The sequence below is a fragment of the Leisingera sp. S2M4 genome, assembly GCF_055398055.1.
Genome location: NZ_AP040862.1, coordinates 60,628 through 82,546 on the forward strand (window position 1 = coordinate 60,628; position 21,919 = coordinate 82,546).

Sequence of the window (21,919 nt, forward strand, 5' to 3'; positions counted from 1 at the left end):
CAGTCTCCGACCCATCGACGCGCCGCTCCGCTTTGCAACTCCGAAGATCCCCCCGCTCCGCAGATCGAACCTTCACCATTCGGGCGATTGTTCACAGGGCGGATTCAACCGGTCGTCGCAACACCCTCGATCATATCCTGTTTGAGCAGCTGGTCGAGTGCTTCTGCCGGTGTTTGCCAGCTCAGCGTTTTGCGTGGTCGCGTGTTCAGCGCGTGAGCAACCGCATTCAGTTCGTATGCACTATGCTGGCTTAGGTCTGTTCCCTTTGGGAAGTATTGGCGGAGCAGACCATTGGTGTTCTCGTTGCTACCTCGCTGCCAAGGACTTTGTGGGTCGCAGAAGTAGACGTCGAGACCGGTTCTGATCTGGAGCTGGGCGTGTTGTGCCATTTCTGCCCCCTGGTCCCAAGTCAGTGATCTGCGCAGGTGCGCCGGCAGATCCATGATGGTTCCCGCGATGGCATCACGGACGGCTTCGGCACCGTGACCGGCAAGAGCTGGACCGTTCTTTATGGACTTTGTCTTTCCGTGACCTTCCATGCGCGGCAGATGCAACAGCATCGTGAAGCGTGTTGTTCTCTCGACCAAAGTACCGATCGCCGAACTGCCCAGGCCGAGAATGAGATCGCCCTCCCAGTGACCTGGCACCGCCCTGTCACCGATTTCTGCCGGACGATCACTGATCATCAAGGCATCAGAGATGAAAGCCTTTCCGCGGTTCCGGGCGCGCTCTCGAGGGAGCCGCAAAGCGCGCCCAGACCGCAAGCAGGCGGAGAGCTCCCGCCTCAACGCACCGCGCCCTTGAATGTACAGCGCCTGGTAGATTGCTTCGTGACTGATGCGCATGTTCGGGTCCTCGGGAAAGTCCACCTTCAGACGCTGCGAGATCTGCTCCGGGCTCCAGGCCAAGGACCAGCGTCGGCTTTGACGACGAACAGCCCGCCGCTTCTTCCATACCACGACAGGCCCTTTGAAAGCGATGCCGTCCGGCGTGGTGATCAAGCCCGCCAGCCGATCCTGCACGTAGTCACGCAGAGCGGGATTGAGCGCGAGCTTGCTGGCCTTCGGACGCTTGGCGGAACGATCCGCGTGCCACTGCGCGTTGATCGCGCGGTAGTCAAAGTCTCCGCCACGGGTCGCCGAATTGCGCCTGATTTCTCGGGAGATCGTGCTGGGCGCGCGCCCCAGCTTGAAGGCGATACCGCGCACGCCCGTGCCCCTTGCGCACTCCAAGGCAATTTCCTCGCGTTCCGCGAAAGAAAGGTTTCGCCCCTTTGGCGGCGGTGTCGAAGGCGCAAGATGTGTTGGTGGCATTCCGCCAGAACTCCGAAACCATCGGGTTCCGACAGGAGCAGAGACACCCGCTTCAACGGCGGCTTCCTCACTGGATAGCCCCGCTGCAATCTCCCGCCAGAACCGGCATAGATTCTCACGCTGCCAGACTGGCGGTCGACCTGGCGAGGATAATTTGCGCCGCGTCGAGCGCTCAGATTTTCGTTTTCCTGTTGTCATCAAGACCTCCAACAATGGGGTGTTGCGACGACCGGTTGAATCCGCCCAGCGATGGGAAGTCTGTTTCCGGGACGCCGCGCCGCAGCGATAGCGGCATTTTGCAAAGGTCGGCTCTGTGCCGGATATGACCGTTGACCTGAATGTGGCGCGGCTAACCGCAGCAAGGATTCGCAGCCCAATTTCGGCGGCCTCACCATTTGATCGAAGCCTCCAATTCCTGCATTCGTTCATTTCGAACGAGGCTGCCCAAGTCTTGTCAACAGATCTTTGTGGAATGGTGATGTTTTTTCTGAAGGGCTGGCCAGGAGGGCTTAACTCAAACCACTGGCATTTGAGGCAGTTCGCCGTCGGCCCCTTCCTAGCTAACAGCCCTATGGGCTTTATAGGAAGGGGATTCTGCAACCCTGCGATTGAAGTATCCCTTTAAATAAATATCTTAAGTTGCAAAAATATCACCCCCGTCTGCAGCAAGGGCTTCCGCGACACTGCGCGGATTGCTCTTCGCAGCAGCAGCTGGGTAATCTCCGCCCATGATGCTGAACAATATCTCTCATATCACCCTCGCCGCCTGCGGACACATACGCTGATCCATCCAGGATCAGCGTGAGGGCACGTTCAGCCGTACGGTTCCTCTGACAGCTTATTACCTCTCGAATCGTCTGCCGAAAAACGGCCGCCGGTCTGGGAAACTTGGGGGCCAGAAGCTCCCTGGTCATTGTACAAACGGAAACTTTGTGAAGGCGGCATCCGCTGTGGAGCCGTTTTCGCAAGTTTCCTGCACAGCAGCGAGGGAGCGCCAGGACCTGTAAATTGTGGAGGAATTGCAGCGATGCACAATGTCTTCGTGTGCAGCGGCTGCGTTCTCTGAGACTATCGAAACTGCAGTCCTATTTTCGCACAAGACATTGATTTAAGTGAAATTATTCCATCTTCGCTCGAGCCGGTGTAAACAGCCTCGCCACGAAAATCAGCAGAAGGAGAGACCAGAATGAAGACTTAACATCTTTAGAAACGAAAACACCGGAATGTTGGCGCATTCCGGCGTGATCGTTCGAGGCAGACCGAAACCCGCCAGCTTAGACACAGGTCCCTTAGCAAATCCTGCGATCCGTCGCAAGGCTTCTGCATGGGCGAAGGCCTTCCTCACCCAATAGGCACACTTCCCCAAATGGAAGGATGAGCGAACCGGCCCTGACCGTAAACGGCAGGGCGGGACGGACTGTCTTTGCCTGTCTTCACGGAATGGTGCCTCAGCGGGGCCAGCTTCGCGCAGCCCCGGTGTGCGACTCCCTGCGTCCGGTTAGCGGGCGGAGGCCGATATCCCATGGGGAAAAATTGAAATGACCATCCAAGAGCCCGGCTGGCTGCCGGGTCAGCAGGAGACGGATGCTGGCGAGCTGAGTCCTATTGGCCTTCTTTGCGACGGCATTCTCAGCGCTGTTCGCCAGCTTCCCAGCAGCCCTGAGGAAGCCACGGTTGAGATCGGCACACGGATCAGCAGCATTCTGTCGCTGTTCTTCGAGACTGAAGGCGAAGTCCAGTCTGCAAAACGGCGGATCTCTGCGCTCAAGAGCGATCTGCGCCGGGTGACGGAGCAACTGGCGGTGCTGCGCCAGGAGCATTTCGGGCAGAGCTCGGAAAAAGATCCCGGCGATCCCGCGGAGGATGACCTTGGCCTCGCGCTTGACGATGACCTTGACGCTGAACCGAAGGAAAAACCCAAGGGTAAGCGCGCACGCAAAGTACCCAAGGATATCAAGGTCATCACCGTTGATCATTTCCCTGACGAAAGGAGCTGCGGCACATGCGGGCATGATCTCAAGTCGATCAAGCGTGAAGAACGTGCCGGGAGCTTCCGGATCGTGCCGGAGCATGTGGTTTTGGTGAAAGACGTATATCACACCTGCGCGTGCAACCGCGGGATTTGCAAGGAGAACAAACCCGTGGCCGCATAGTCGAAAAACTACATCATGAAGGGACGCGGCATGGAGCCGGGGTTTGCAGTCGAAGCTGCCTGCCAGAAGTTCTTCGAGCATATTCCGCCCTACCGGCTGGAGCGGCGGTTCAGGAACGCCAACATCAATCTTGCCCGCCAAACGATCGAAAACGGTGTTGCCCACGTGGCCAAATACGCGGGGCTGGTCCAGGACGAGCTTCATGCGCATGCGCTTGCTGGTCATACCGCACAAATGGATGAGACCCCGGTGAAGGTTCAGGCGCCTGGAAAAGGGAAGTGCGACACCGGGTATTTCTGGGTGATCAATCGCGATGAGCGCAATTGGAATCCCGAGGCCCGGCCGACTGTGGTGTACCGCTATGCCCATTCCCGCGCCGGCGCAGTTGCAGAGGAATTGCTTTCCGGCGCGTCGCTCTGTTTCCTGCAGACTGATGGCTACTCGGGTTACAACTGTCTCTTCAAAGAGAGCCGGGAGAATGACGGATTAATGCCGGTGCGCTGCAATGCCCATGCAAGGCGCAAGTTCTTCGAAGCCCATTTGGCGACCAAGAGCAAGCTGGCAGCCAAGGTCATTCAGATGTACCGCAAGATGTATGCTGTCGAAAAGGCGGCCAAAGGTCTGCCCCCGGAGGAGCGGAAACAGTTGCGCCTCGAGAAAACCCTGCCCATCCTGACCGAGCTCAAGGCCATCCTGACGAAACATCAGGATGACGCCACCGGGAAACTGAAGACGGCCATCAACTACACGCTCAACGCCTTTGACGGGCTGCAGCGGTTCGTGTCCGATGGCCGGCTTGAGATCGATAACAACGCAGTCGAACGCTGCATCCGGGGCATTGCTCTGACGAAGAAGAACTCGCTTTTCGCCGGGAACCATGAGGCGGCTGAAGTCTGGGCAACCTACTATTCGCTCATCGAGAGCGCGCGCCTGAACAAGGTCAACCCCCGCAGCTACCTGAACTGGGTGGTGCAGGAAATCGAGCGCAACTGCGGTGAGTTGGACTATGGCCAGCTGATGCCCTGGCACTGCCCGGTCGGCCGGATCGACGACTGACAGGCTATCACCACCCGCAATCGGGGCGGTGACGCATTCTCACACAGCCGGATCCCCATGCGGGGTTCCGGCGCAAAGCCGTGTCCGGACAGTCTCCCGGTGAAACGTGCCAATCTTCATTGCCTCAATCCGCGTCGCTTTGCGCCCGTCTCTTCAGGCTTGGGCAGAAACCGGAACGAGTTCAGCCACAAGCTCCAGAACCAGGCTGTTGATCGCCTCCTGGGCTTGCTCCTGAAATTTCTTCCTGCGCAACTTGCGGGCCAGCGCGGACCCGCGGGCGGAGGCTTCCTGCACCAGCAGCAGAAGGGCGATTTCCCGCATCTGATGCATGGCCAGATCAGCCTCGTCCCGCCCTAACAGCCTTTCAAGTTCAGCCGGTGCCGCGCATTCGAATAGCAGGCGCTTCAGGGCGGGCCCGTGTTTTGACGCCTCGGCCCAGGCAATGCAAATGTCGGTCATGCCTGCCATCTCGGCGTGAAAAACCTCAACCGGCATGCATGCCGTCTGTCTGGAATAACCGGCCTGCCGCTCAACATGGAGCTCCCGCTGGGCCGGGTCATAGGACATCACAAGCCCATCGAGCGACACGTCCAATGCAAAGGGATTTCCGAAGCGCTTGCGCAGGCTGAGCGCTTCCGCAAAGAGCACCAGCTGCAAAAGACCGGCCTGCGGCAGATCGCAGGAAATACGCTGGATGCCACTGCGATCGGTGTGCTTGTAGTTGAGCGCGAGCCGGGCACCGCCGTCCTCTCGCGCCTCCATCGAAAATATCTTTGCAGCCATGGCGCGGGTTATATGGAAGGCTGCCGGACCTTCAAGCTGCGGCCGGCAAGGTTCTGCGGTGCTAGGCAATCATACGCCCAAGGTCCGGCAGAAAATGGAAGGGACGTGTTTGCAAGAGCCCCTTGGTCATTCCGGATACTTTCAGGCCACGCAGAAATGCGGTGTTCAGTGAAGGGGAATCGCTTGGTCCGTCTTTGATTGGAGCCACGGTCTTAGGCATACTTGCCTGCAAAAAATTCGGCGGCGACGCCAATTTCCGGGGTGGATACACCGCTTACGCATCTTCGCAATCTTCTTCATCGCAATTGCAATTCTCGGGCTTTATTATCCGCAACCCTACAGTTCCGAGGTCCTGCGAGAAGTCGCGGTCGCGGTGGTGGACCGGGACGACACGACCTCCTCGCGGCAGCTCACCCGCGACGTGGATGTGTCGCAGAACGCCCGTGTCGTCATGAAGCTGCCCGATGTGGCCTCGGCCGAGCGCGCCGTTTTCGAGCGCAGGATCTCGGGCTATCTTTTCATTCCGCAGCATTTCGAACGCGAGCTGTTGAGCGGACGGCAGGCGGCGGTCGCTTTTTACGGAGACGCCAGCTATTTCCTCATCTTCTCCAAGCTGCGATCGGCCATCGGCACCGCCATTCAGCGGCTCGGGACGAACGTGGTGATCGGACGGCTTGCCGCCGACGGGATGAACCCGGAGGAGGCGCTCGCTGTGGCTTCACCAATGCGCATCAACATGATCCCGCTGTTCAACCCCGAGGGCGGCTATGCCAGCTATGTGGTTCCGGCCGTCTTTCTGTTGATCGTTCAGCAGCTTCTTTTGATGGGGGTCGGCCTGCTGAACACCCTGCCTTCAGAAGCCCCAAGGGCCAGTGCCACGCCGATCGTGGCCACCGTCGGCAAGTTAATCTCCTACATGATCCCCGGCGTGTTCCTATACCTCGTGGCCACGATCATCATCCCCTACGTCTATAACATTCCGCGCATCGGCGATGTCTGGTCGAGCCTCGCGATCGCGATCCCGTTCAGCCTAGCCGCGTCGGCGCTTGGCCTGTTCCTTGCAGCGCTTCTGCGGGGTGCCTTGATCGTTCAGCTTGTCTGCAGCCTGCTCGGTCTGCCGCTGTTCTTCATGTCCGGCATCGCATGGCCGAGTGAAGCGATGCCCGAGCTCTTTCAGTCGCTGGCCCTCCTGATCCCCTCGACATCCGGCATCGACGCCGCCGTGCGCATCAACCAGATGGGTGCGGCGCTGTCTGATGTTACCGGGCAGGTCCGGACCCTGTGGTTCCTCGCTGCGGGCTACGCGGTGCTGGCGGCTCTTGCCATGCGGCTGAACTCAGGCAAAGCAACGAAACACATTGACCATATCCCCTAGCCCATGTCGCAATGAGATTAACCGTGCAGGCCCGCGATGACACCCCGGTAACAGGCCGCTGAAGAAGTCGACCTTAGACGCGGCCTGCGGATCACGCTTCACCCTCCGCACGATAGTGGCAGTGGGGAATGATGCAGGGGACGGACGAGGCGCGAGGATCGCTTTGCAGCTACGTCGATCTTGAGGCCCGCATCCCCGCACGTCGCCAGGTAGGCGCGGCATTCAGCAATCAACGGGCGCACAACCCGGCACGAAGGCTGCGCCTTGTCCCGAAAAAAAAGCATGCGGATCTCGGAGGCGAATGGCTGGCTAAGATTGCTGGCGGCATGAGGCTGGATTAGACCGCCACAGGCCTGCCTCCAGCCGCCCAGTCCGGAAGATTGAGGAGGGACCTCAATCCAGCAGGGAACATGCCGTCCCGCTGGCTTGGCCAATTCAGCGGCCTGTTAGATTGAACGGTAGCAACGCTAGGCCATCCGACTGGCGACGGTAGCGCCGAGGGATTGAGACGACGCCGGTGCAGGAGGGGCTTGCCAGCGGCGCCAACGCGGCGCTGACCTTCGGCCGCTACGAGGGCGCGCTGCACCGGTTCAATGCCGAGGTCGAGGCCCGGCTCTGAGCCAGAGGGCCTACACGCTCACCAGCTGGGCGCGCAGGAAGGCGACGTTGAAGGCAAGCCCCGGCAGCAGCCACTGGAACAGGCGCACGACGGCCAGGACCTCCTGAGGGTCGGCATCCTGTGCCGCGGCCTCTGTCAGCGCGTCCGGCGTGAGGCCGGTGGCATTGGGCAGCGCCAGCGCCAGTTCCACCGCGCGTTCGTGAATGTCCTGCACCGCGGGTTCGTAGCGGCCGGAGAGGATCACCGGCTTCAGGTCTCCCCAGGCCGCCGCGAAATAGCTCGGCCAGCGGGCAAAGGCACGGTAGTCGGTGTTCACGAAGGGCAGGCCGAGCGTCTCGCGGAGATCCGCATAGAGCGCGGCGGTGTCCGGGCTGGCGTGATGGGCCTCCATCAGCACCGGATGCGCCCCGGCGGATGGCTGAGCGGGCCGGGGCACGGCCTCGCCCTGCGCGGTCCAGGCCTGGCCCTCCAGAAGCGCGCGCGCCAGCGACGCCATCAGCAGGTAGGGCATGTTCCCGGCCGAGAAGACCTCGTTGCAGGCGGTGATCTGGTCCAGTTCGGCCGCGTCATAGCCCGCCTCCGCGAGCCGCGGCCCGATGGCAGGCGGGGAGAACGCAGCGGCCCGCGTCTCCGCAAAGCTGCGCAGGTCCCGGCAGGCGGCGGCGAAGGCCTCGCTCGCGGCCACCGGTTCCAGCGCCTGCCAGAGTGTCCTGTAGAAGCCCGGGTAGCGGGCGAAGGCCATCGCCACGACCCCCATCCACGGCACGCCAAGCCCGCGCTTGGTGCGGGCGTAGACATCGGCCAGCTCGCCGGTTGCGGCGCGCTCCGGCACCGGGTGGATGGACGGCAGCGGGGAGGGTTTCAGCCGGGCCAGCATCTCAGACCTCCGCCGTCACGTTTGCGGGCAGCCCTTCGCTCCACTTGCGCAGCTCGTCCAGGAACCCAAGCGCGGTGCGGCCCAGATCGGTGATCTGGTATTGCACCGAGACCGGCGCGGTATCCAGCACCTGCCGGGTCACCAGCCCCTGCGCCTCGAGCTGGCGCAGGCGTTCGGTGATCATCTTCTTGCTTGCGCCGCCGATCATCCGGGCAAGATCGTTGAACCGCACCGGCTCGTCCTTCAGGTGCCACAGGATCGACCCCGTCCACTTGCCGCCGATGATCCGCATGCCCCGCTCGATGGCGCAGGGTTCAACGCAGGCGTCATAGGCGTTGCGGCGGCCTTTTTCGTCTTCTTCCACACGTGCACGCATCTTTGCCTCCATGAGGTACGGAAAAGGATTCGGATAGACAGGAAAAGTGATCAGGTGACTTTTCGTTTCCTGTCGTCACCCTTCATGAATTTCTTACAGTTGTCAACGCGGCCCTCTCGGATGCCGGTTTCTCTTTCAGTTTTAGGTCTCTAGCGGGCCCCGTCCGTGCAGGGCGCAGACGTCGCGGGTGGCATAATCAAAAGGTTACCAAAAGTATACTAGTTGCGAAATGTTTCGTTGTGTCCAGATTGATCGCTGTGCAGCGGCCGATCCCGCCGCGCCGCAGGCAATCGCAAGGAAGACACCATGAGCAATATTCTGATCCTCAACGGCCACAAGCCCTATCCCTTTGCCAAGGGTGAACTGAACGCAGCCTTCGTCGAACGCGCTGCCGCATATCTGGAGAAGGCAGGCCACGACGTGCGTGTGACCAAGGTCTCCGAAGGCTATGATGTCGAGCAGGAGATCGCCAATCATCAATGGGCCGACACCGTCATCATGCAGTTTCCGGTGAACTGGATGAGCGTGCCGTGGTCGTTCAAGAAGTACATGGACGAGGTCTATACCGCAGGCATGGACGGCCGCCTGACCAATGGCGATGGCCGCGTCGCCGAAGCCCCGAAAGAGAACTATGGCATGGGCGGCTCGCTGACCGGCACCACCTACATGCTGTCCGTCACGCTGAACGCGCCGGCCGAGGCCTTCGACGACCCGTCCGAGCCTTTCTTCGAAGGCGCGTCGCTCGACGATCTGCTGCGTCCGGTGCATCTGAACGCGAAGTTCTTCGGCATGGCGCCGCTGCCCACCTTCGGCGCTTTCGACGTGATGAAGAATGCCGAACCCGAGGCCGACTTCGCCCGTTTCGACGCGCATCTGGGCCGTGTCTTTGGTGCCAATTCCGTATCGGAAGTGGCCTGATCCACGCCTGTGGAACTCATTCCTAACCAAGGAGGCTCATGAGATGAGCAACTCTCCCCTGATCACCGAAGGCCAGCGTGCTCCGCTGGCCGACGAGGCGTCGCCCGACATGTATGAAGAGCTGGTGAACACCGGAATTACGCGTCTGGTCCGCATGAAGATGCCGCCGGGTGCGACGGATGAGCCGCACCGCCACCCCGAGGAGATCGTCTATTTCATCAAGGGCGGCACACTGTCCATCAAGCTCGAAGACGGCTCGATCGTCGAGAAAGAGGTGGCTGATGGCGACTTCATGCACAACGGACCCTGGACGCATCAGGTCAGCAATGTCGGAACTACCACGGTCGAGGCCGTGCTGTTCGAGCGTCTGGACAATGACTTGGAACCGCACAGCTGAGGCGAGGAACGACAGATGAGCAAGACTATTCTGATCACTGGTGCCGGCTCCGGGCTTGGCAAGGGTGCGGCCTTCGAACTGGCGAAGCAGGGTCATCGCGTGATTGCGACGACCCACCGCGCAAAAGGGGCGGAAACGCTCAAGGCAGAAGCGGCTGAGCTGGGCCTGGCGCTGGAAACCGTCAAGCTGGACATTACCAGTGCGGAGGACCGTCAGGCCGCCTTCGACCGCTTTGGCGCCGAGGTGGATGTCGTGGTGGCAAACGCCGCCATCGGCGATACCGGCCCTATTGCCGAGATTGACGTCGACCGCATTCGGACTGTGTTTGAAACCAATGTGTTCTCGACCGTCGAATTCGTTCAGCCCTACGCGCAGGCCTTTGCCCGCCGCGGGCGCGGCAAGGTGGTGTTCGTTTCGTCGATCGCCGGGTTCCTGACCTTCCCCTATCTGGCCCCCTATACCGCGTCCAAACACGCGCTGGAGGCCATCGCCGAACTGATGCGGGAAGAGCTTGAACCGATGGGTGTCCAGGTTGCGACCCTCAACCCGGGCGCGTACCGGACCGGGTTCAACGACCGGATGTATGACAAGATGGACGAGTGGTACGATCCGGAGAAGAGCATTACGCCGCCGGAAGCGATCCGCAAGGTCCGCGACCTGTTTGCAGGCGACGGCCTGCAGATGGATCCGCAGCCGATGATCGACAAGATGGCCGAGGTCATCGCGGCGGATCACCACAAGTTCCGCACAGTGTTCCCGGAAGAGGCGATCAAGGACGTGCTGGATTACCAGCAAAAACACTGGACGCTGGAAATCTGAACCAACCGGGCCTGCGCGATACTGCGCGGGCCCGGCCATTTGCCCTTGAGGAGACAGCCATGAGCCAACCGGACATTCACCTTTACACCGCGGCCACCATGAACGGTTACAAGCCGGTTATTTTTCTGGAAGAAGCCGGTGTTCCCTATGACCTGACTTTCATCGATTTCTCCAAGCAGGAGCAGAAAGCCCCCGATTTCCTCAAGCTGAACCCGAACGGAAAAATCCCCACGATCTATGACCGGGCCGAAGATCGCGCCATTTTCGAGTCCGGCGCGATCCTGTGGCATCTGGCCAACAAATACGGCCAGTTCCTGTCAGAAGATCCCGTCACGCGCTCGGAAACGCTGCAATGGCTGTTCTTCCAGGTCGGTCACGTGGGCCCGATGATGGGGCAGGCGATGTATTTCCAGCGCATTGCAGCTCCAAACGGGCATGAGGAGCCGTTCTCGATCAAGCGCTACGTGGATGAATCCCGCCGCCTGATGGAAGTGCTGAACACGCGTCTTGAGGGGCGCGACTATATCGCGGGCGAATATTCCATCGCCGACATGATGATCTACCCCTGGGCGCGGGCGTACCCTTGGGCGCGGGTCAAAGTTGACGACTTGCCGCACCTGAAGGCCTGGTTCGACCGCATCGGCGCGCGCCCGGCGGTGCAGAAGGCGCTGACCATCCCCAAGGCGCAGCCTCAGTTCTGGGACGAAAACGCGGATGCGGAGGCCTTCCTGAAGGAAAACGCGGCACGGTTCTCAGGAGATGTGAAGAAGGCCTGATCCAGCCGGGAAACCGCTGGCGGCTGGGGGTGAACCAGATGAGAAAGACGCAATGAAATGAGCATTACACTTGTCGGCTACCCGGTCTCTCCATTTGTGCGCAAGGTGCGGGTGGTGCTGGAGCAAAAGGGGATCGGCTATACTCTGGACCCCGTCGTTCCCTATACCGAGCGGGAGAAGGTGCTGGCGGTCAACCCGGCGGGCACCGTGCCGGTTCTGCTGCCAGGCGATGGCCTGGCGCCCGTCACCGAAAGCGCTGATATCGCCGCCTGGGCGGAACAGACGGTGCCGCTGCCGGTGCTGATCCCGCCGCTGCCGGAGCTGAAACAGCGGGCGCTGCGGCTTCAGCAGTTTGCTGACAGCCAGATGGCGCAGGTCTTTGGCGGGATGATGTTCGGCCAGCGCATCGTTGTGCCCTATTACTTCGGAAAGGTCGGCGGCAAGGAAGACATGGTCGAGCATGCGATGACCGTGCTGGCGCCGCAATTGCTGGATTCGCTGGCGGAGCTCTTGGCCGATGCGGACTATGCCGCGGGCACCTTCAGCGTGGCGGATATCGCTTTGTCAAGCTGGTTGCGCGGAGCGGAGCTGGCTGGGTTCGCACTGGACGATGCGCGCTGGCCGTCTATCCGGAGCTGGCTGGATCGCTGCTATGCGCAGCCCGGATACGCCCGCGTGATCGCGGATGAGGAGCAGCTGGAGGTCGTCCGCTGGGCCCACAACCGTTATGAGGGAGCAGCATGAAGACTCTGGTTTATCTGGCACATCCCCGGCCTGACCGGTCGGAGATAAACGCGCCGATGTTCGAGGCTGCGCGCGGGATCGAGGGCATTACTTGCGTCGACCTGTACGGCGAATACCCGTCTTTTGAGATCGATATCGACAGGGAGCAACAACGGCTCATCGACCATGACGCCATTGTCTTTCTGCATCCTCTGTATTGGTATTCCGCGCCAGCATTGCTGAAGGAGTGGCAGGACCTGGTGCTGGAGCATGGGTTCGCCTATGGCCATGCGGGCCATGCATTGGACGGTAAGGTGACCTTCAACGCGGTCACTTGCGGTGCTGCGGCCGAAGCTTACACACCCGAGGGTGCAAATGGCGCGCATCTGCGTACTCTACTGATGCCATTCGAGAAAACCGCTGATCTGTGCCGGATGCGCTACCTGGCGCCCTTCGTGCTGTTCGGCGCGGGGCGTGCGGTGGACGAGGGACGGGACAAGTCTCACCTCGCCGAATGGCAGGCGCTGCTGCACGCGCTGCGCGACGATACGCTGGACATCGCGTCGGCGCGTGCGGCGCTGACGCTGAACGGGATCGCGGCGGCAGGGGCCGCCAAGCTGGAGGCCGTGTAATGGAACTGCTCGCTGCCGGTTTTGTCTATCTCGCCGCTGCCGTACTGGCGGTGCCGCTGGCCAAGCGTCTCGGCCTCGGCTCCGTCCTCGGCTATCTGATCGCCGGGGTGGTGATCGGCCCGGTTCTGGGCATCGTCGGCGGCGAGACCGCCGACATCCAGCATTTTGCCGAGTTCGGCGTGGTGATGATGCTGTTCCTCGTCGGCCTGGAACTGCAGCCCGCGATGCTGTGGCGGATGCGGGCGCAGCTTCTCGGGCTGGGCGGCCTGCAGGTGCTGGGCACCGCCGCGCTGATCGCCGCGGTAGCGCTGGCCTTTGGCCTGGCCTGGCAGGCGGCCCTGGCGCTGGGGATGATCCTGGCGCTGTCCTCCACCGCGATCGTGCTGCAGACGCTGGGCGAAAAGGGGCTGATGCCGACAGCGGGCGGCAAGAGCGCCTTTTCGGTGCTGCTGACGCAGGACATCGCGGTGATCCCGATGCTGGCGCTGATGCCGCTGCTGGCGGTGAACGCGGCGGCGGGCGGACATGACGGGCATGGCGATGCGGGCCATGGCGCGCCCGCGGCGGATACGCATGGGCACGGCCACGGCGCGCCGACGCTGTTCGACACGCTGCCCGACTGGGCGCAGGCAGCGGCGGTGCTGATCATCATTGCGGGCATCGTTGTGGCGGGGCGGACGGTGATCCGGCCAGTCTTCCGCTTCATCGCCGAGGCCCGCCTGCGCGAGATCTTCACCGCCGCCGCGCTGATGCTGGTGATCGGCATTGCGCTGTTGATGAATTACGTCGGTCTGTCCCCCGCGCTTGGCACATTCCTGGCCGGCGTGGTGCTGTCGGACAGCGAATACCGGCATGAGCTGGAAAGCGACATCGAACCCTTCAAGGGGCTGCTTCTGGGTCTGTTCTTCATCACCGTCGGGGCGGGCATCGATTTCGGGCTGCTGCTGTCCAACCCCTTCGGCCTCGTTGGGCTGGCGGTTGCGCTGATGGCGCTCAAGGCGGGGCTGCTCTACCTGCTGGTCACCGGCTTCGGGTTGCGCGGCGCCGACCGCTGGCTGGTCACCCTGGGGCTCGCGCAGGCGGGAGAGTTCGCCTTTGTCCTGTTCGGCTTTGCCGCCGGGGCCGGTATCTTGGGGGCAGAGGTGGTCAAGCCGATGACGCTGGTGGTGGCGCTGACCATGCTGCTGACGCCGCTGCTGTTCATTGTCTACGAGAAGGTGCTGGCGCCGCGTGCGGTGCGGACAGAAGACCGCGCGGCGGACGGGATCGACGAGGCGGGCAGCATCGTGGTGGCGGGCATCGGCCGGGTTGGCCAGATCATCACGCGGATGCTGGTCACCAACGGCCACAAGGTGACGGTGCTGGACCACGATCCGGACACCATCGAGAACCTGTCGCGGATCGGCTTCCGGGCCTATTACGGCGATGCCACCCGCCCGGACCTGCTGCACAGCGCCGGGCTGGAGAACGCCCGGCTGTTTGTCGCCGCGCTGGATGACCGGGAGAAGCAGACCGAGCTGGTGCATCATGTCGCCAAGACCTATCCCGGGGTGATCATCCACGCCCGCGCCCACGACCGGCACCACGTCTACGAACTGGAGCAGGCGGGCGCCCATCTGGCCCAGCGGGAGACCTTCGAGAGCGCGCTGGCGATGGGCCGCGATGCGCTGACCGCCATCGGCTGCCACCCGTTCCAGGCCGAGACCGCAAGCCGCATCTTCCGCGCCCACGACCGCGAGGCCTTGGACGGGCTACGGGAGACCTGGAACGCCGAAGGGGTCTCGGCCGGGTATCTCGACGCGATGCGGGCGCAGTCGCAAACCCTGTTCAAGCTGATGACCGCCGACCGGCTGGACCGCCACGACCGCTCGGAACGCGGCTGGACACCTCCGCCCAAGGGCGATGCAAACCTGTGAGGAAGACCGCGATGAGTGACAGCAGACCTGACATCCTGCTCTATACGGCGCCGACGATGAACGGCTGGAAGCCGCTGATCTTCCTGCACGAGGCGGGCATCCCCTACGAGCTGGCGGCAGTGGATTTCGCCAGGAAGGAACAGAAGGCGCCGGAGTATCTGAAGCTCAATCCGAACGGCCGCATCCCCACCATCGTCGACCGCGGCAACGATGACTTCGCGGTCTTCGAAAGCGGCGCGATCCTGTGGTATCTGGCGGAGAAATACGGCCGCTTCCTGAGCGCCGATCCCAAAGAGCGCTCGCAGACGCATCAATGGCTGATGTTCCAGATGGGCGGCATCGGGCCGATGATGGGGCAGGCGATGTATTTCCAGCGCATTGCCCGGCCCAACGGCCATGACGACCCCTTTGCCATCAAGCGCTACGTGGACGAGTCCCGCCGCCTGCTGGAGGTGCTCGACGGCCGTCTCAAGGGGCGGACCTGGCTGGTGGGAGAGGAGATGTCGATTGCCGATATCGCCACTTACCCCTGGGCGCGGTCCTATTTCTGGGCCGGGGTGGACGTCTCCGGTCTCGACCATCTGAACGCCTGGTTCGCGCGCCTTGATGCGCGGCCTGCCACCCAGGCAGCGCTGCAGCTGCCGAAACCGCGGCCTGCCGTCTTTGGCGCAGGCGACACCGAAGCCGCGGCGGCCGCCAATGCGGCCAATTACGCCGCCGATTAATAAAAGGAGTGACCCCATGACCGCAGACACCCAGCCGATCCGGGTCGATATCGTCTCGGATGTCGTCTGTCCCTGGTGCGCCATCGGCTATTACCAGCTGGCCAAGGCGGTGCGTGAGACCGGCATCGAAGTGGACATCCACTGGCACCCGTTCGAACTGAACCCGCAGATGGCGCCGGAGGGGGAGAACCTGCGCGCGCACTTGGCCGCGAAATACGGCACCACGCCGGATGAGTCGCGCCAGGCGCGGGCGCGGCTGACGGAGATGGGCGCGGCGCTGGGGTTCACCTTCAACTATGCCGACGACATGCGCATGTATAACACTTTCCGTGCCCATCAGCTGATCGACTGGGCAGAGGAGCATGGCAAGGCGCATGAGGTCAAGCTGGCGCTGTTTGCTGCTTTCTTTTCCCGGCGCGAGGATGTCTCTAGCATCGATGTGCTGGCCGGGGTTGCCGCCGCCACGGGACTGGACGGCGATGCCGCCCGCGCCATGCTGGACAGCGGCGAACGCGCCGAACAGGTGCGCGAGAGGGAACAGTTCTGGACCAGTCGCGGGGTGCGGGGCGTGCCCGCGATGATCTTTGAGCGCCAGCATCTGGTCAGCGGCGCGCAAGGAGAAGAGAATTACGCCGGTATCCTGCGCCAGCTGAAGGCCGCGCAGGCAGCCTGAGGGAGGGCGCTATGAGCGAAGTATTCGATATCCGCCGCGAGGAGGGCGAGAGCAAGGGCCGCTACGTGCTGCAGCTTGACGGGCATGAGGCCGTGATGACCTATTCGCGGCTGGGCGCCGCCTCGATCATTATCGACCATACCGAGGTGCCGGAGGCGCTGAAGGGGCGCGGCGCGGGCCGGGCGCTGGTGCAGCGCGGCGTCGAGGATGCACGCACCGAGGGTCGGAAGATCGTGCCGCTTTGCCCCTTCGCCAAGGCCCAGATCGCCCGCCATCCGGACTGGCAGGACGTTCTGTAGCGGCTGCCTCGGCAGGGCAATTGGATACTTGGGTCTGTCCCCGGGCAGTGCGCCGCCATGCGAATATGCGTTTAAGGGAGGAAGTGGATGAACCTGCAGGAAATCAAGGCATTGACCTTCGACACCGGCGGCACCGTGCTGGACTGGCACAGCGGCTTTCGCGATGCATTCGACGCGGCGGGGCAGCGCCACGGGATCCGCCGGGACTGGGCGGCGCTGGCCAGCGATCTGCGGCGGCGGTCGATGCAGGCGATGCTGAACCTTGGCGAAAACGGACCGCCGGAGTACAATTTCGACGAGGCGCACCACTTCTGCCTGGAGGCGCTTCTGGAAGCCGAAGGGCTGGAGGCTTTTGACGCGCAGGACCGGCGCGCGATTGCCTGGGAGGCGCCGCATGGGTTTGACGCCTGGCCGGACGTGCGGGAAGGGCTGGCGGCGCTGCGCCGGGAGCGCATCGTGGCGTCGTTCTCGCTGCTGTCCTACCGGCTGATCATCGACAGCTCGCGCCGGAACGGTCTGGTCTGGGACGCGGTGCTGTCCTGCGAGGGGCTCGGCCTCTACAAGCTGCTGCCAGAAGCCTACCGGCGGGCGGCGGGGCGGCTGCAGCTCGATCCCGCGGAGTGCCTGATGGTGGCCTGCCACCCTTATGACCTGGACGCGGCGCGGCAGGTGGGGTTCCGCACCGCGCTGGTGCGGCGGCCGCGGGAATGGGGGGACCAGCCCCAGGAGACGCCAGCGCAGGGCGAAACCGGCGCCTATGACCTGGAGGTGGACAGTTTCACGGAGCTGGCGGCGGCGCTGCGGGGCTAGGCGCGCTCCCCTGCGTGCGGCGGAAGCGGCCGGGGGTCATGCCCGCCTGGCGCGAGAACACCCGGTGAAAGGCTGGCAGGTCGGAATAGCCGACCTCCGCCGCGATTTCCGCCACGCTGCGGGTGGTCGCGGCGAGCAGATCGCGGGCGCGCTCGATCCGCAGGTTCTGCTGGTAGGCGGTCAGGCTGTGGCCTGTGGCGCGGGTGAAGCGCCGCTGCAGGCTGCGCAGCGACAGGCCAACCGCGGCGGCCAGTTCGGTGGCGTGCAGCGGCTCGGCCAGCTGCGCCTCGATCCTCTGCTGCGCGGCCAGCACGGGGGCATCGCCATGGTCCATCGGCGGCAAGAAGCGGCGGAAGCGGCGCTGGTCGCGGCGGCCCGGGTCGATGATGAAATGCCGGGCCGTGTCCAGCATCGCCGCGCGCCCCGCCAGCCGCTCGATCATCACCAGCGCCAGGTCGATCCAGGCCATCAGCCCGCCCGCGGTCACTAGGTCGGTGTGCTCGATCACCAGCCGCCCGGTATCGAGCTGCAGGCCGGGGTAGGCCGCCCGCATCCGCGCCTCGAGCCCCCAGTGGGTGGTGACCGGACGGCCCCGGTCGATCCCGGCCGAGGCAATCCAGTGCAGACCGGTGCAGGCCGAGCAGATCAGCGCGCCGCGCGCGGATTGCTCCGCCAGCCAGCCGATAACCCAGGGCGCGTCCGCGGGATGAACCTCGCGCGCGGAGGGCGGCAGGATCACGGCGCGGGCGCGCGCGGGCGCGTCATCGGGCTGGCGGACGGTCAGCGGGGCGAGCCCCGCGTGGCCCAGGATGTCGCCAAGCCCCAGCACCGCCGAGGGCATCGCCCCGGGGTAGGCCAGGATCACGGCGGGAAACGGTTCGGCGGAGGGATCGGGTGGCATGGTTTGGCGTAACCGGCAAAAACTTTGTCACCCGCGACAATACCCGGCCCGGCTGCGCTGCGCCATACCCGTACGCAACCAAGCAATGGAGAGCCCCGATGCCCAACACCCCCCACAGTCTTACCGTCGGCCAGATCCGGCTGACCGTGTTCGATGACGGCCATTTCGATCTGCCGCTGGAGTATTTCTCCGGCCTGTCCGAGGATCTGGCCAGTCGGCTGAGCGCGCCGCTGACCATCGGCGCCAACCTCTGGCTGATCGAGGCCGGCAGCCGCCGCGTGCTGGTGGACACCGGCTCCGGAGCGGCGCTGCAGCAGATGTTCCCGGCCACCGGCCAGGCGCTGGCGCAGATCGCCGGAGAGGAGATCACCGACATCGTGCTGACCCATATGCACGCCGACCATCTGGGCGGGCTCATGGGCGGCGGGTTTGCCGGGGCGAAGGTTCACGTCTCGAAGCCCGAATGGGCGTTCTGGACCCAGAAAGCGCTAGCCGATGCGGTGCCCGAGGACCAGCGCCCGATGATCGAGATGGTGCAGGCGTTGGCCGCGTCCTTTGCGGACCGGGTGGTGCTGCACGAGGGTGCCGCCGATCTGGGCGAAGGCCTGAGCCTGAAGCCGCTGCCGGGGCATACCCCGGGCCACATCGGGCTGCGCCTGCATTCCGGGGGCGAGGAGCTGCTGATCGCGGGCGATGCGCTGATCTCGGGCGCGGTGCATTTTGCCGAGCCGGACGTGGCTTACGCGCTCGACAGCGACGCGGCCGCAGCCGCTGCCACCCGCCGCGCGCTGCTGGCGGAGGCGGCGCAGTCGGGCACGCTCATCGCCGCCACCCATCTGCCTTTCCCGGGCCTGGGCCGGGTCGAGGCCGAGGGCGATGCCTGGCGCTTCGTGCCGCTTTGAGCGGGCCTTTTCCGAATTTGACAATAGTCTGAACAGAAAACCGGCGGCCGCGAGGGGCCGCCGGTTTTATTTTTCGTGCAAGCCGCCGGTTCAGCCGGGACAGGCAGCGCCGGTTTCGATCCAGTTTTCAGCCAGTTCGGCAAAGGCCTCCCAGGTGCCGGGCGCCGGGGTGCGGCCTTCGCCCGGGGTCCAGGCCCAGCCGACCAGCGTGTCATCGCCCATGTGGTGCGCGACCTCTTCCAGCGACCGGCCGCCGTTGCGTTCCGGGTCCTTCAGCTGGGCGCAGATCTCCGGAACCGTCAGGCCGATCCAGCCCATGCTGACCGGTGCCAGCTGCCAGTGGCCGTTGCCCGGCACCGAGCCGCTTTCGCCGAGGAACGGCTGGTTCTCGTCCCCGTGGCAGGTGGTGCAGCGCATGGCGACGACGCCGAAGTTGTCCTCGGTGCGCGGCACCGGCGGAGAATGCGGCTTTTGTTCGTCGCCCTGCAGCGGCCCGGTGTTGACGGGGTGGCAGTTCATGCAGCGCGGGTGAGTGATGACCTTGGCCATCTCCTCGAAGATCGCAACCGAGCGCGCTTCGGCAGGCTCGATGCTCTCGAAGGCTTCAGCGGTTTTCAGGCCGTTGACCTCTCCGGCAAGCGCCGGGGTGCCGGGCAGCAGCTTGGCCATAAGGATGGCAACCGTGAGCGTGGCGAGGCGGGTATTGGGCTGTTTCATTGTCCGGTCTCCTTTCACGCGCGCACCAGCGGCAGACGGCGCACGGGCGCGCCCTTCAGCACGCGCCAGGCATTGGCGACGGCCGGCGCGATCGGCGGGGTGCCCGCCTCGCCGATGCCGCCCAGGTTTTCGGTGCTGACGGCGAGGTCGATCTCGACCTCGGGCATTTCGTGGATCCGCAGCAGGCGGTAGCTGTCGAAGTTCTCCTGCGCCACCCGGCCGTCCTCGTCGAAGGTGATCTCGTTGAACAAGGCCGCGCTGAGGCCGAAGCCCAGCCCGCCTTCGATCTGCGCTTTCACCACGTCGGGGTTGACGGCGATGCCGACGTCGGCGGCCACCCAGACCTTGTGAACCCGCGGTTCGCCATCCACCTCGGACACCTCTGCGATAAAGGCGAAATGCGAGTCGTAGCTGGGGTGCAGGGCCACGCCGTAGGCCTTGCCATCCGCGCCGTTCACGCCCTGCCAGCCCGCCATTTCCGCCACGCGCTCCAGCACCTTGCTGTCGCGCGGGGACTTGCCGCCCAGCAGCTCCAGACGGCCCGCGACCGGGTCCTTGCCCTTGGCCTGCAGCACCTCGTCCAGAAACACCTCGTTGGCGAATGCGGTATGCGAGTGGCCGACCGAGCGCCACCACAGGTGCGGCACCTTGCTGTTGGTCGGCACCCAGCGGGCCTCGAATGCGCCGAAGTCATAAGGTTTATGGATCGAACCCTCAACCGAGAACGGGTCGACGCCGTTCTGGATCACCACTTCGAAGGCGGAACCGCCCATGATGCTTTCGGTCGCAAAGGTGTTCTGCCAGCCCACGATGCGGCCGTCCTCATTCAGAGCGGCGCGCTGGCGGTGGACGGCCTGCGGGCGGTAATAGGCGCCCTGGATGTCGTCCTTGCGGCTCCAGACCAGTTTGAAGGTGCCCTCACCGCCGGCCTTGGCGACCTGGGCCAATTCCTGAGCGAACTGGCCGTCATACTGGGCGCGGCGGCCGAAGCTGCCGCCGGCCAGCAGCGTGTTGATCGCCACCTGCTCGGGCGCGATGCCGAGGATATTGGCGGTCACCTGCTGGTCGACGGTCTGCATCTGGCTGCCCATCCAGATCTCGGCCGCGTCGCCGCGGTTCTCGATCACGCCGTCCATCACCTCCAGCGGTGCATGGGCGAGGAAGGGCAGGCGGTATTCGGCCTCGATCACCTCGGCCGCATCTGCAAAGGCGGCGTCCAGATCGCCGTAGGTATCGGCAACCACGCCTTCACCCGTCGCAGCGGCGGCGGCGACCTCTTCCATCTGCTCCTCGGCTGAGCGGGTTTCGGCCTCGCTCAGATCCCAGTCGATCTCAAGCGCATCGCGGCCCTTGAAGGCGCAGTAGGTATTCCTGGCATAGACCGCGACGCCGGTAGGGATGGTCTCGACCTTCTCGACGCCGTCGATGGCCAGCGCGGCGGCGGCATCGACGGATTTCACCTTGCCGCCGATCCAGGGCGAGTGGGCAACGGCAACGGTCAGCATCCCCTCCCGGAAGACGTCGAGGGTGAACTGCGCCGCGCCGGTGGTCTTGTCCGCGGAATCGAGGCGCGGGACATCCTTGCCGATCAGCACGAAATCCGCCGGGTCCTTGAGCTTGGGCTCTTCGGGCGGGGTGCTGTCCTGGGCGGCGGCGACGAGTTCGCCGAATTGCGCCGACTGGCCGCTGGCGGGGTGGCTGACGACGCCCTTGGCGACGGTGATCTCATTCTCGGGCACGCCCCATTCGCGCGCAGCGGCCTGCACCAGCATCGAGCGCGCCGCGGCGCCGGCCTGGCGCATCTGGGTGAAGGCGTTGCGCACCGCGGTGGAGGCGCCGGTGCCCTGAATGCCAAATGCGAAGTTCTGGTAAGTGGCGGTGTCCGCGGGCGCATGTTCGGCGCGCATCTGCGACCAGTCGGCGTCCAGCTCCTCGGCAACGAGGGTGGCAAAGCCGGTGAACGGGCCCTGGCCGAACTCGATATGCTTGACGATCACCGTGACGGTGTTGTCCTCGGCGATGCGGACGAAGGCGTTCAGGCTGACCGGGCCGGAGGCCGCCTTGGCCGCCATCTTGCCGCCAACGGGGAGGTGCGCGCCGATGATCAGAGCGGCGCCGCCGGCCAGGAAGCCGCGGCGGGTGGGGGAGAACGTGGTCAT

The 21,919-nt window shown here is 63.9% G+C and carries 23 protein-coding genes; 16 read left to right on the forward strand and 7 right to left on the reverse strand.

What is annotated here, in order from left to right; all coding sequences use genetic code 11:
- Window positions 1–104: 104 nt before the first annotated feature.
- Window positions 105–1,511 (reverse strand): IS30 family transposase, encoded by a 1,407-nt coding sequence (locus ACZ52D_RS16615; protein ID WP_464443402.1) that lies wholly within the window; start codon window positions 1,509–1,511, stop codon window positions 105–107.
- Between the two features lie 124 nt (window positions 1,512–1,635).
- Between ACZ52D_RS16615 and ACZ52D_RS16620 the strand changes: the two genes are divergently transcribed.
- The 3 genes from ACZ52D_RS16620 to tnpC all read left to right on the forward strand — a co-directional run bounded on the left by ACZ52D_RS16620 (window position 1,636) and on the right by tnpC (window position 4,522).
- Complete coding sequence (locus ACZ52D_RS16620; RefSeq protein WP_464443403.1) at window positions 1,636–1,938, forward strand: hypothetical protein; 303 nt, start codon at window positions 1,636–1,638, stop codon at window positions 1,936–1,938.
- Between the two features lie 913 nt (window positions 1,939–2,851).
- Window positions 2,852–3,466 (forward strand): IS66 family transposase, encoded by a 615-nt coding sequence (locus ACZ52D_RS16625; protein WP_464443404.1) that lies wholly within the window; start codon window positions 2,852–2,854, stop codon window positions 3,464–3,466.
- Between the two features lie 15 nt (window positions 3,467–3,481).
- Window positions 3,482–4,522 carry an IS66 family transposase gene (gene tnpC, locus ACZ52D_RS16630; RefSeq protein ID WP_464443405.1) on the forward strand — a complete coding sequence of 347 codons (1,041 nt, stop codon included), beginning with the start codon at window positions 3,482–3,484 and terminating at the stop codon, window positions 4,520–4,522.
- 153 nt (window positions 4,523–4,675) lie between these two features.
- On the opposite strand, the gene ACZ52D_RS16635 is transcribed toward tnpC, so the two are convergent.
- Window positions 4,676–5,305 carry a hypothetical protein gene (locus ACZ52D_RS16635; protein ID WP_464443406.1) on the reverse strand — a complete coding sequence of 210 codons (630 nt, stop codon included), beginning with the start codon at window positions 5,303–5,305 and terminating at the stop codon, window positions 4,676–4,678.
- A gap of 289 nt (window positions 5,306–5,594) precedes the next feature.
- Here ACZ52D_RS16635 and ACZ52D_RS16640 point away from each other — a divergent pair, with 289 nt between their 5' ends.
- On the forward strand, window positions 5,595–6,680 hold the full coding sequence (locus tag ACZ52D_RS16640; RefSeq protein WP_464443580.1) for an ABC transporter permease: 1,086 nt from the start codon (window positions 5,595–5,597) through the stop codon (window positions 6,678–6,680).
- 629 nt (window positions 6,681–7,309) lie between these two features.
- Here the strand turns inward: ACZ52D_RS16640 and ACZ52D_RS16645 are convergent.
- Window positions 7,310–8,176, reverse strand: a complete 867-nt coding sequence (locus ACZ52D_RS16645) for a halocarboxylic acid dehydrogenase DehI family protein (RefSeq protein ID WP_464443407.1) — start codon at window positions 8,174–8,176, stop codon at window positions 7,310–7,312.
- A 1-nt stretch (window position 8,177) separates the two neighbouring features.
- Window positions 8,178–8,552, reverse strand: coding sequence for a winged helix-turn-helix transcriptional regulator (locus tag ACZ52D_RS16650; protein WP_464443408.1), 375 nt, complete (start codon window positions 8,550–8,552; stop codon window positions 8,178–8,180).
- Between the two features lie 306 nt (window positions 8,553–8,858).
- Here ACZ52D_RS16650 and ACZ52D_RS16655 point away from each other — a divergent pair, with 306 nt between their 5' ends.
- From ACZ52D_RS16655 to ACZ52D_RS16705, 11 genes are all read left to right on the forward strand, one after another.
- Complete coding sequence (locus tag ACZ52D_RS16655; protein ID WP_464443409.1) at window positions 8,859–9,470, forward strand: NAD(P)H-dependent oxidoreductase; 612 nt, start codon at window positions 8,859–8,861, stop codon at window positions 9,468–9,470.
- A gap of 43 nt (window positions 9,471–9,513) precedes the next feature.
- Window positions 9,514–9,867 carry a cupin domain-containing protein gene (locus ACZ52D_RS16660; protein ID WP_464443410.1) on the forward strand — a complete coding sequence of 118 codons (354 nt, stop codon included), beginning with the start codon at window positions 9,514–9,516 and terminating at the stop codon, window positions 9,865–9,867.
- A 15-nt stretch (window positions 9,868–9,882) separates the two neighbouring features.
- Entirely contained in the window at window positions 9,883–10,686 is an 804-nt protein-coding gene (locus ACZ52D_RS16665) for an SDR family oxidoreductase (protein WP_464443411.1), read from the forward strand.
- A 59-nt stretch (window positions 10,687–10,745) separates the two neighbouring features.
- Window positions 10,746–11,462 (forward strand): glutathione S-transferase family protein, encoded by a 717-nt coding sequence (locus tag ACZ52D_RS16670; RefSeq protein WP_464443412.1) that lies wholly within the window; start codon window positions 10,746–10,748, stop codon window positions 11,460–11,462.
- Window positions 11,463–11,519: 57 nt separating this feature from the next.
- A complete protein-coding gene (locus ACZ52D_RS16675) occupies window positions 11,520–12,206 on the forward strand; it encodes a glutathione S-transferase family protein (RefSeq protein WP_464443413.1) in 687 nt (228 codons plus the stop codon).
- Window positions 12,203–12,817, forward strand: coding sequence for an NAD(P)H-dependent oxidoreductase (locus ACZ52D_RS16680; protein WP_464443414.1), 615 nt, complete (start codon window positions 12,203–12,205; stop codon window positions 12,815–12,817). Before ACZ52D_RS16675 ends, ACZ52D_RS16680 begins: the two co-directional genes overlap by 4 nt.
- Window positions 12,817–14,733, forward strand: a complete 1,917-nt coding sequence (locus ACZ52D_RS16685) for a monovalent cation:proton antiporter-2 (CPA2) family protein (protein WP_464443415.1) — start codon at window positions 12,817–12,819, stop codon at window positions 14,731–14,733. The genes ACZ52D_RS16680 and ACZ52D_RS16685 overlap by 1 nt, the downstream gene beginning before the upstream one ends.
- 11 nt (window positions 14,734–14,744) lie before the next feature.
- Complete coding sequence (locus tag ACZ52D_RS16690; protein ID WP_464443416.1) at window positions 14,745–15,458, forward strand: glutathione S-transferase family protein; 714 nt, start codon at window positions 14,745–14,747, stop codon at window positions 15,456–15,458.
- Window positions 15,459–15,474: 16 nt separating this feature from the next.
- The gene (locus ACZ52D_RS16695) at window positions 15,475–16,131 is read left to right on the forward strand and encodes a DsbA family oxidoreductase (RefSeq protein ID WP_464443417.1); all 657 of its coding nucleotides are present in this window, start codon (window positions 15,475–15,477) and stop codon (window positions 16,129–16,131) included.
- Between the two features lie 11 nt (window positions 16,132–16,142).
- Window positions 16,143–16,430 carry a GNAT family N-acetyltransferase gene (locus ACZ52D_RS16700; protein ID WP_464443418.1) on the forward strand — a complete coding sequence of 96 codons (288 nt, stop codon included), beginning with the start codon at window positions 16,143–16,145 and terminating at the stop codon, window positions 16,428–16,430.
- An 87-nt stretch (window positions 16,431–16,517) separates the two neighbouring features.
- A complete protein-coding gene (locus ACZ52D_RS16705; protein ID WP_464443419.1) occupies window positions 16,518–17,240 on the forward strand; it encodes an HAD family hydrolase in 723 nt (240 codons plus the stop codon).
- Here ACZ52D_RS16705 and ACZ52D_RS16710 read toward each other — a convergent pair.
- Window positions 17,209–18,141: a GlxA family transcriptional regulator gene (locus ACZ52D_RS16710; RefSeq protein WP_464443420.1), complete on the reverse strand. Its 933-nt coding sequence runs from the start codon at window positions 18,139–18,141 to the stop codon at window positions 17,209–17,211. The genes ACZ52D_RS16705 and ACZ52D_RS16710 overlap by 32 nt on opposite strands.
- Before the next feature lie 98 nt (window positions 18,142–18,239).
- On the opposite strand from ACZ52D_RS16710, the gene ACZ52D_RS16715 reads away from it, so the two are divergent.
- Window positions 18,240–19,043 carry an MBL fold metallo-hydrolase gene (locus tag ACZ52D_RS16715; RefSeq protein ID WP_464443421.1) on the forward strand — a complete coding sequence of 268 codons (804 nt, stop codon included), beginning with the start codon at window positions 18,240–18,242 and terminating at the stop codon, window positions 19,041–19,043.
- Window positions 19,044–19,133: 90 nt separating this feature from the next.
- Here the strand turns inward: ACZ52D_RS16715 and ACZ52D_RS16720 are convergent, their stop codons facing one another.
- Together ACZ52D_RS16720 and ACZ52D_RS16725 are read right to left on the reverse strand one after the other, a co-directional pair.
- Complete coding sequence (locus tag ACZ52D_RS16720) at window positions 19,134–19,760, reverse strand: Isoquinoline 1-oxidoreductase subunit (RefSeq protein ID WP_464443422.1); 627 nt, start codon at window positions 19,758–19,760, stop codon at window positions 19,134–19,136.
- A gap of 14 nt (window positions 19,761–19,774) precedes the next feature.
- Complete coding sequence (locus tag ACZ52D_RS16725; RefSeq protein ID WP_464443423.1) at window positions 19,775–21,919, reverse strand: xanthine dehydrogenase family protein molybdopterin-binding subunit; 2,145 nt, start codon at window positions 21,917–21,919, stop codon at window positions 19,775–19,777.